This window comes from Serratia sp. 506_PEND (assembly GCF_001076875.1).
Lineage (GTDB): Bacteria > Pseudomonadota > Gammaproteobacteria > Enterobacterales > Enterobacteriaceae > Serratia > Serratia marcescens.
The window spans coordinates 1-3,126 of record NZ_JVEL01000382.1 but is presented as its reverse complement, the minus strand read 5'-3'; the positions used below and the strand labels follow the sequence as shown (position 1 = coordinate 3,126).

The window sequence follows — 3,126 nt, the reverse complement described above, 5'->3', positions numbered from 1 at the left end:
TCATGTCGCCCTGGTAATTCATCTGTTTGAACAGGATGCGGCAGGCCATCTGGTCAAACAGGGTGGTGCCCCACATTTTTTCTTCGGTCAGGCGTTCGGCGCCAATGGTCGGCATGCCGACGGAGAACGGCTGGGTTGGCGAGAGGCGCTCTTCCTCTGCGGCGCCTTGGGTCGGCACGGCTTTCTCTTCAACCTGCGCCAGCGGTTTGCCGGTCTCCCGGTTCAGGTAGAAAATCTGCCCGCGTTTGGTGCCGAGCAAAAGGGCGGGCACCGGGCGATGTTGCTCATCAAAACCGTCCACCAGCGCGGGTTGGGATGCGAGGTCATAATCCCAAATGTCGTGATGCGTGGTTTGGAACTTCCAGCGCTCACGGCCTGTTTCAATATCAATGGCGACCAGGGCAGAGTTGTACTCATCCGAATTTTCCGGGCGATTCATGCCGTAATAGTCGGGCGTTGCATTGCCAAGCGGCGCATACAACAAGCCTAATTTGTCGTCATAGGCGGCGGTGGTCCACATATTCGGCGTACCGCGCGTATAGGTGCTTCCGGCCGGCGGAGCCTTGGTGATGCCCGGGTTGCCTAAGTCCCACGCCCAGTCCAACTCGCCGGTTTTGGCGTCGAACGCCCTGATGACGCCGGAAGGCTCGCCTTTCATCACGTTATCGATAACCCAGCCACCGACGATAATCTTCCCTCTGGCGATGGTCGGCGCCGAGGTTTGGAAGTAATAACCCGGTTTCACTTCCCCCATATGCTGACCGAGATTCACCTCACCGTTTTGACCGAAGGCGGGGCATTTCTGGCCCGTTTTGGCATCCAGCGCAATGAGTCGGGCATCGATCGTGGTGTGAACGATCGCTTTCTCGCACAGAGCGCCTGGCGCAACATCCTCATTTTTGTAGTAGCCAAGCCCGCGGCAGCGTTGCCAAACGGGGGAGGTGGAATGCGAGTCAAATTTCCAGCGCGCTTTACCCGTATCGGCATCGATAGCGGTGATAAGACCGTTGGGCGTACAGCTATACACCAAATCATCGATCGCGAGCGGGGTATTTTGGTCCACGCCCGGCCGGAAATCGCCGGTGCGATAAACCCAGGCGAGTTTCAGGTCTTTGACGGTTGAACGGTTCACCTGATTGAACGGCGCGTAGCGCGTTCCTTCCGTCGTGCGGCCATAGGCGCTCCAATCGGCTGGCGCATTGTCGCTTTTGCTCTCGATAAACGTCACGTCGCCAGAAGGGGTAATTTCGCCATGGGGAAAGAAGGCGCCGATAAAGAAAGCGACAAATGCCACGGATAATACCGAACCGGCGATGTAAGCCTGCTTTTGACTCTTGGCGCTGTGCAGGTACGAGGGAAGTAAAAACGCGGCGATAATAGAGAGGCCGGCGGGCACCAGCAGGCGAGGGAACAATGCCCAGTAGTTAAGCCCCGACTCCCAAAGCGCCCACGGCACCGTCATCAAAAACAGCAGGCCGGTTAAGTAACAAGCTGATTTGCTGCGCTTGAGGACCAGCACTGCGGCGGCGATGTAGCCTATCCCGGTAATGGCATAGTAGAACGATCCGCCGAGGGCGATAAGCCAAACTCCCCCCACGGTTAACGCGACGCCAGAAAAAACCAGCAAGCAAAAGAACGTGATTATAGCGGCTCTCTTACCAAACGATGTTCTAATCATATGTTTTCCTTTGACTTTTAAATCCACATTGGATCACCATCCCATCGCTGCCAGCGCGTGAAAATGCCGGCGCGAAAGGCAAGGCATTTCCCGCCTTGAGACTTTTTATTCTTTAACGCTTTAGGGGCATTGAGTTGTCGTTTTGATATCCATTTCAACAGTGGCCATTGCGGTTTGGATCAGTCGCCGGACCAAGATAAGGGGATTTTATTGGGCGATGACAGAACGCGCGCGATAAAAATAACCATCAATGTTTTTATTTAATACCGGGTTGTAACCGTTTCGCAGAGATACGGTTTTGGGTGTGCTGGGCAATCCGATATTCTATTGCAGTGATAAACGCATTGAATGAAAGAGCCTCTCTGGACTAATTATTTAGAGTGATGATGAATGCGGAATCGCTTTTAATCACGAGGTTGCGTAGAGGTTTACCCTGCGTTGAGTTCAGAGTGAAACGTCATTCTTTATCAAGCCGGTGTCGGTAGAAGCGGCGAAAAAAATGATTCAATGCCATTCTTTCTCCATCGACATAGACAATATAACCTTTCCCGCGTTCGCCGACGGTGACTTTTTCAACATTAACATTAGGATAGTGTTTTTTTAGGTTTTTAGACCATAATTGAATACTCATAACTCTATTTTCCTGACGCGCTTTATTCTTGTTTAAGGCATATTGATAGCACCCGTAAAAATAAGTCTCGTGGAAATAAAATATCGTCACTATCTGGGGATGTCTACAAGCGTGCGGGCGGGATAAAGCGAAAAATGTCGGCTGCGCTCAGGCGAGGGGTTTAGAAAAAATTGAATAAAAACAATAAGTTACCTGGTCGATCGCACAAAAAGCAAATGTAGGTAACGTATTGATATTTAAGGTTTTGGTACGTAAGTCATATCGAAGAGAACGCTTGACGGATAAGCGGTTATTCCTTGTGGGGGCGAGAAGATCCCATCTTGGCGCGATTTTCAGGGAGATATTAACGTGTTTTCCAATTAGATAAGTCTTAAAGTTGGTGCTTTTTGGCAAGTGGATAATGCGTGGTTTTGAGCCTAAATTCATCATAATTCTTTATTGATAAATATAAATTATTACCATTTTTAATAAATAGCAACGCCGATCGTGACAGGGTTACCGCTCTGGCCCTGGCGCTACCTCTTTCTCTCTGTGTTTGATCGGGAAGACAATGGGGATATAGGTCTTCATCTCTATTCTATCGCCGCCTTTGGGGTTGATAATTTCAATGAGAAAGCGATCGATCATGCCAACTTTATTTATCGGGAATGATTTGGTGTAGATGCTTTGCGTGAATTTTTGCGCCTCATCGCTTGCGCCATCAAAACTGAACTCTGCAAAAAGTTGCATGTCTTTTTTTCCCTGGGCGTCGGCCAGAGAGGCAAGCACGTTGCCAAGACAGTCTTCCTCAGAAATATAGAGGGTCTTCAAATAGATG

2 protein-coding genes and 1 pseudogene are annotated in these 3,126 nt (G+C 50.1%); all 3 read right to left on the bottom strand.

Annotated elements, in window-relative coordinates; genetic code table 11:
- Nucleotides 1–1,678, bottom strand: a 1,678-nt coding sequence (locus tag ADK28_RS13075) for a PQQ-binding-like beta-propeller repeat protein (RefSeq protein WP_048795845.1), incomplete at its 3' end; no start/stop codon positions are given.
- Between the two features lie 457 nt (nt 1,679–2,135).
- Nucleotides 2,136–2,309: a hypothetical protein gene (locus tag ADK28_RS32155; protein WP_153297017.1), complete on the bottom strand. Its 174-nt coding sequence runs from the start codon at nt 2,307–2,309 to the stop codon at nt 2,136–2,138.
- A gap of 495 nt (nt 2,310–2,804) precedes the next feature.
- Nucleotides 2,805–3,126 (bottom strand): annotated as a pseudogene (locus ADK28_RS13070) (AraC family transcriptional regulator); the annotation flags it as partial.

Coding starts and splice junctions, on each gene's coding strand:
- ADK28_RS32155 (WP_153297017.1), bottom strand. CDS start 2,309: ATGAGTATTCAATTATGGTCTAAAAACCTAAAAAAACACTATCCTAAT.